The organism is Streptomyces sp. URMC 129 (assembly GCF_051386415.1).
Classification (GTDB): Bacteria; Actinomycetota; Actinomycetes; order Streptomycetales; family Streptomycetaceae; genus Streptomyces.
Genome location: NZ_JBPQTQ010000013.1, coordinates 53802 through 59801 on the forward strand (window position 1 = coordinate 53802; position 6000 = coordinate 59801).

At 70.6% G+C, this 6000-nt stretch carries 5 protein-coding genes and 1 riboswitch; of the genes, 3 read left to right on the plus strand and 2 right to left on the minus strand.

Features of this window, described 5'->3' with window-relative positions:
* Window positions 1–324 precede the first annotated feature (324 nt).
* Window positions 325–513, plus strand: a riboswitch (cyclic di-AMP (ydaO/yuaA leader).
* Window positions 514–516: 3 nt separating this feature from the next.
* The gene (locus ACSNOC_RS04810) at window positions 517–1383 is read left to right on the plus strand and encodes a M23 family metallopeptidase (protein WP_436745960.1); all 867 of its coding nucleotides are present in this window, start codon (window positions 517–519) and stop codon (window positions 1381–1383) included.
* Window positions 1384–2157: 774 nt separating this feature from the next.
* Here ACSNOC_RS04810 and ACSNOC_RS04815 read toward each other — a convergent pair.
* Window positions 2158–3318 (minus strand): acyl-CoA dehydrogenase family protein, encoded by a 1161-nt coding sequence (locus tag ACSNOC_RS04815; RefSeq protein ID WP_436745961.1) that lies wholly within the window; start codon window positions 3316–3318, stop codon window positions 2158–2160.
* 120 nt (window positions 3319–3438) lie between these two features.
* Here ACSNOC_RS04815 and ACSNOC_RS04820 point away from each other — a divergent pair, with 120 nt between their 5' ends.
* Both ACSNOC_RS04820 and ACSNOC_RS04825 read left to right on the plus strand, forming a co-directional pair.
* Complete coding sequence (locus ACSNOC_RS04820; RefSeq protein WP_436745962.1) at window positions 3439–4803, plus strand: UDP-glucose dehydrogenase family protein; 1365 nt, start codon at window positions 3439–3441, stop codon at window positions 4801–4803.
* Window positions 4804–4843: 40 nt separating this feature from the next.
* The gene (locus ACSNOC_RS04825) at window positions 4844–5506 is read left to right on the plus strand and encodes a GNAT family N-acetyltransferase (protein ID WP_436745963.1); all 663 of its coding nucleotides are present in this window, start codon (window positions 4844–4846) and stop codon (window positions 5504–5506) included.
* Here ACSNOC_RS04825 and ACSNOC_RS04830 read toward each other — a convergent pair.
* Window positions 5484–6000: hypothetical protein (locus ACSNOC_RS04830; RefSeq protein ID WP_436745964.1), on the minus strand; the 517-nt coding region annotated here is incomplete at its 5' end. The genes ACSNOC_RS04825 and ACSNOC_RS04830 overlap by 23 nt on opposite strands.

The following is a 6000-nucleotide window of genomic DNA, read 5'->3' on the forward strand; positions in this document are numbered from 1 at the left end:
GCACAAGGGAGATAAGGGGCGGGGGTGGCGGTGTCGTGACGGAGGTCACTCACCGAGGTGACTGATGAGCGCGGCCACCGTTCCCCCGCCCGGCCTTCTCGTTCAACGGGCCTTTGGCTGCGGGTAGTTGGGGAAGGCGGCGGAAACGCGGCCGTAACCTCCCGTTTATGTGTCGTCGCGCCTCGTGACGAAAAGAGCGGGTCGGTATTCCCGATCATGGAGAGGCCGTGCCCGATTTCTTGTCTTCCGTGAATTCATAGGTTTACCGTTCTGGCCGCGCCGCATCCGCGGCGAGCCGCTCCCGGACGCCGAATCCTGTCACCGGAGGCGGAAACGCAGCAATTCCGCGTGACAGGAGCGGGGGACCCACTTTCCGCCGGGGCGTGTTCCCACGCACCGGCTTGGGGTGAAGCCACCCAGGAATTCGGTCGCTCATGCCCGAATTCCGGCGGTGGCCGGGCTACTCCGGCCCGAACCCGACAGCTCACCTCGCAGGCGTTGGAGAGGAGCACACCTATGTCCGCACGCGGACGTCACCGCCGCCTGCGCGCCCGGCGCAGTTCCCGCATCTCGCTGATGCTGACGGCGGGCGGTGCCGGCGTGGCACTGCCGCTCATCGCCGCCGGCGGAGCGAGCGCCGCGCAGCCCGCGGCCCAGCAGGTCGCCGCCGCCAACGCCGCCCCCGCCGGATCCGACCGCGACTCGGACCGCTCGGACCGGTCGGACCGCGAGCGTTCCGACCGCGAGAGCGGTACCCGGACCTACACCGTGGTCAAGGGCGACTCGCTCTTCAAGATCGCGGACGCCCAGGACGTCGAGGGCGGCTGGGAGCAGCTGTACGAGGACAACCGCCAGGTCATCGGCGGCGACCCCCACCTGATCCACCCGGGTCAGGAGCTGTCCCTGGACGGCACCGCCGCCGCCCAGACCGCGGCCCCGGAGCCCGAGCCCGCCCCGGCCCCGTCCGACGAGACCGGCACCGGCTACACCGCCCCGACCTCGGGCGCGGTCGGCACGAACTACGCCGTCGCCGGTTCGAACTGGTCCTCCGGCTACCACACCGGCGTCGACTTCCCGGTGCCCACCGGCACCCCGGTGGTGGCCATCACCTCCGGCGAGGTCGTCACGGCCCGGACGAGCAGCGCCTACGGCAACGAGGTCGTCATCAAGCACGCCGACGGCCACTACAGCCAGTACGCCCACCTGTCGTCGTTCTCCGTCACCGTCGGCCAGACGGTGGGCACCGGCGAACAGATCGGCACCGTCGGCGCCACCGGCAACGCGACCGGCCCGCACCTGCACTTCGAGGTGCGCACCGGCCCCGAGTACGGCTCGGACATCGACCCGCTGGCCTACCTGCGGTCGTTCGGCGTCGCCCTCTGACACACACAAAACGGCGGGGCCCCACACCGACACCCAGTCGGCGCGGGGCCCCGCCGCATTGGGTCCACACGGACCGCCATCAGCACGACCGGCCCGCCACCGCCAAAACAGCCCGTGGCGGCCCTGTCCCGAAACCCCAGGACGTCCCCGCACACGCGGGGACCATGGACCTCGATGGTGTGGGTGCCGTCGTTGATCGGGACCACCGGAAGTCCCGGCGGGCCATCTACGCGATGAACGGACCACCCCCGCGTGTGCGGGGACCACTCGGTCGCACCCCGGCCGCCTTCAAGGATGGGGGGACCATCCCCGCGTGTGCGGGGACCACAAGCGCCGAATCGCGATTGAGCTGATCAAGCCCGGACCATCCCCGCGTGTGCGGGGACCACTGCGCCATGACCACCTGGTACGTGTACAAGCCCGGACCATCCCCGCGTGTGCGGGGACCACCGGCGGGCGGGCCTACTTCGCCGGAGTCGGGACGGACCATCCCCGCGCGTGTGCGGGGACCACGGATACAGACCATGACTGGTCGTCGCCCGGGCAACCATCCCCGCGCGTGTGCGGGGACCACACGGGCAGGTGGACTGACGTGGCAAGGCACAGGACCATCCCCGCGCGTGTGCGGGGACCACGACCCCCCTCGTAGCCCCAGTCGACCTAGTGCAACCATCCCCGCGCGTGTGCGGGGACCACACTTGTTCACCTGGTGCTTTGTCCTGCCGGGAGGCCCGTTTCGTTCACTTGCGCCCGCAGCGGTAGTAGCAGCCTGGGTCAGGGGAGGTTGCGGGCCATCACGATGCGCTGGACCTGGTTGGTGCCCTCGTAGATCTGGGTGATCTTCGCGTCCCGCATCATCCGTTCCACCGGGTAGTCCCGCGTGTACCCGTACCCGCCCAGCAACTGGACCGCGTCCGTGGTGATCTCCATCGCCACGTCCGAGGCGTAGCACTTGGCCGCCGCGCCGAAGAACGTCAGGTCCGCGTCGCCGCGTTCGGACTTCGCCGCCGCCGCGTACGTCAGCTGCCGCGCGGCCTCCAGCTTCATCGCCATGTCCGCGATCATGAACTGGATCCCCTGGAAGTCCCCCACCGGCTTCCCGAACTGCTTGCGCTCCCGGACATACCCCTTGGCGTAGTCCAGCGCCCCCTGCGCGATCCCCAGCGCCTGCGCCGCGATCGTGATCCGCGTGTGGTCCAGCGTCCGCATCGCCGTGGCGAACCCCGTCCCCTCCGCGCCGATCATCCGGTCCGCCGGGACACGCACGTTGTCCAGGTACACCTCGCGGGTCGGGGAGCCCTTGATACCCAGCTTCTTCTCCGGTGCCCCGAACGAGACGCCCTCATCACCCTTCTCCACCACGAACGCCGAGATCCCGCCCCGCGTCCGCTTCTCCGGGTCGGTCACCGCCATCACCGTGTAGAACTCCGACACACCCGCGTTCGTGATCCACCGCTTCACACCGTTGAGCACCCAGTGGTCCCCGTCCCGCACCGCCCGCGTCTTCATGCCACCCGCGTCCGAGCCCGCCTCCGGCTCCGACAGACAGTACGAGAACATCGCCTCACCCGCCGCCAACGGCGCCAGATACCTCGCCTTCAGCTCCTCCGACCCCGACAGGACCACCGGCAGGGAGCCGAGCTTGTTCACCGCCGGAATCAGCGACGACGAGCCGCAGACCCGCGCGACCTCCTCGATCACGATCACCGTCGCCAGCGCGTCCGCGCCCGCGCCCCCGTACTCCTCCGGCACATGCACCGCGTGCAGATCGTTCGCCACCAGCGCGTCCAGCGCCTCCTGCGGGAAACGGGCCCCCTCGTCCACCTCCGCCGCGAACGGCGCGATCTTCGCCTCCGCCAGCGCACGCACCGACTCCCGGAGCAACTCATGCTCCTCAGCCGGACGGAAGAGGTCGAAGTCTGCGGCTCCAGCCACCTGTCTCACTCCCTGCGAGCGACGATGCTAACGACTGTTAAGTAACAAGCAATCCTACGGTCGCGCAGTCGCCGCCCGATAGGTGAGCTTGCCGACAACCCCGGGTTTATGCTCATGACCATGCCCACGAAGACCTCGCCCAAGACCCTCCCCAAGATCACGGTCATCGGCACTGGTTACCTCGGCGCCACCCACGCCGCGGCCCTGGCGGAGCTGGGGTTCGAGGTTCTGGGCCTGGACGTGCTGCCCGAGAAGATCGAGCTGCTGTCCCGCGGTGAAGTGCCCCTCTACGAGCCCGGCCTCGCGGACATCCTGAGCCGCCACGTCACCGGCCTGCCCGGTTCCTCCGGCCGGCTGTCGTTCACCACCTCCTACGCCGACGCCGCCGCGTTCGGCGACATCCACTTCGTCTGCGTCAACACCCCGCAAAAGCCCGGCGAGTACGCGTGCGACATGAGCTACGTGGACGCCGCCGTCGAGTCCCTCGCCCCCCACCTCACCCGGCCCGCCCTCGTCGTCGGCAAGTCGACGGTCCCCGTCGGCAGCGCCGCCCGCCTGGCCCGCCGGGTCGCGGAGCTGGCCCCGGCCGGGGAGGCGGCGGAGCTGGCCTGGAACCCGGAGTTCCTGCGCGAGGGATTCGCCGTCGAGGACACCCTCCACCCCGACCGGATCGTCGTCGGCGTGACGAGCGAACGCGCCGAGACCCTGCTCCGCGAGGTCTACGCCAAGCCCATCTCCGAGGGCGTCCCGTTCCTCGTCACCGACCTCCCGACCGCCGAGCTGGTGAAGACTGCGGCCAACGCGTTCCTCTCCACCAAGATCTCCTTCATCAACGCCATGGCGGAGATCTGCGAGGCCGCCGACGGTGACGTCGTCAAGCTCGCGGAGGCCCTCGGGCACGACGACCGCATCGGAAAGAAGTTCCTGCGCGCGGGCATCGGCTTCGGCGGCGGCTGCCTGCCCAAGGACATCCGCGCGTTCATGGCCCGCGCGGGTGAACTCGGCGCGGCCGAGGCCCTGTCGTTCCTCCGCGAGATCGACTCGATCAACATGCGCCGCCGCGCCAGCATGGTCGAGCTGACCCGCGAAACGCTCGACGGCTCGCTGCTGGGCAAGCGCGTCGCCGTCCTCGGCGCGGCGTTCAAGCCGGACAGCGACGACGTGCGCGACTCGCCCGCGCTCAACATCGCGGGGCAACTCCACCTTCAAGGCGCCGAGGTGACCGTGTACGACCCGAAGGCGATGGCGAACGCCAAGCGCCTGTTCCCGACGCTGCGTTACGCCCCCACGGCGGTGGAGGCGGCGACCGGCGCGCACGCCGTCCTGCACCTCACCGAGTGGCGCGAGTTCCGCGAACTCGACCCGGCCGCCCTGGCGGAGGTCGTGACGACGCGTCACATCCTCGACGGGCGCAACACGCTGGACCCGGCGCTGTGGCGCAAGGCCAACTGGACGTACCGCGCACTGGGCCGCCCCACGGCGTAATCCGCATGACCGCCGGGCCGCCTGGCCGGACAATCGGGGCATGCTGATCGACCACTGGCCCCTCGCCGGGCTGCGCCTGACGACCCCGCGCCTGGAACTCCGGCTCCCGGCCGACGAGGAACTGGCCGGCCTGGCCGACCTCGCGGTGGCCGGCGTGCACCCGCCGGACGAGATGCCGTTCTTCGTTCCGTGGACCGACCTGCCCCCGGCGGAACGGGCCCGCGCGGTGCTCCAGTACCACTGGCGCCGCCGGGCCGACTGGACGGCCGACGACTGGTCGTTGCCGTTCGCCGTGCTGCTGGACGGCCGGGTCGTCGGCTGTCAGGAGATCGGCGCGCGGCACTTCGCCGTCCTCCGCCAGACCGACAGCGGCTCGTGGCTCGGTGCCGCGCACCAAGGGCGGGGCATCGGCACGGAGATGCGCGCGGCGATCCTGCACCTGGCCTTCGCGGGTCTGGGCGCCCAGGAGGCGATCTCGTCGGCGTTCGTCACCAACACGGCGTCCCTCCGGGTGTCGGAGAAGCTCGGCTACGAACACGACGGCATCGCCCGCCACGTGGTCCGCGACGGCCGCGCCACGGACCGGCGTCTCCGTCTGAGCCGGGCCCGTTGGGACGCCCACCGCACAACTCCCGTGACGATCGAAGGCCTTGAACCCTGCCTCCCCCTCTTCGGCTGTCTCAGCTCAACTCCGCGTGCTTGACCACGAATCCCCCGCGCACGACGGGCGCGAACGGCGCCGGCGCCATGCACGTTCCCACCTCGGCCTGCCGCCCGTCGTCCAGCAGGTTCCCGACGACCCACGACAGCCCGACCCGGTCCCGCCCACCGGGCCCGTCGTAGACGCTGAACCCGAGCCGTTTCCCGATCCACTCCTCCGGCCCCTCGGCGATCACGGCCGTCAGCGTCGCGGTACGCGGGCCGGTGATCAGACAGTCCACGTCCCCGCGCGTGGTCTCGGCCGTGTTCCCGTCCGCGTAGTAGTGGAAGGTCTCCACGGTCCCGAACGCGTCGGTCGGCAACCCCTCGGGGAACCCCGGCACCGGCCTGCTGTAGGGCGCGGCATGCACGTCGAAGGAGAACGCCCGTACGTCCTCGTCCAGTTCGAACGGCAGCCGGAAACTCCCGGCCTCCGCCACCGCGGAGTCGTGGTCCCCGCGCACGCGAGGGTGTTCCCCTCGAACTCCCGGCCTCCGC

Coding starts and splice junctions, on each gene's coding strand:
- ACSNOC_RS04810 (WP_436745960.1), top strand. CDS start 517: ATGTCCGCACGCGGACGTCACCGCCGCCTGCGCGCCCGGCGCAGTTCC.
- ACSNOC_RS04820 (WP_436745962.1), top strand. CDS start 3,439: ATGCCCACGAAGACCTCGCCCAAGACCCTCCCCAAGATCACGGTCATC.
- ACSNOC_RS04825 (WP_436745963.1), top strand. CDS start 4,844: ATGCTGATCGACCACTGGCCCCTCGCCGGGCTGCGCCTGACGACCCCG.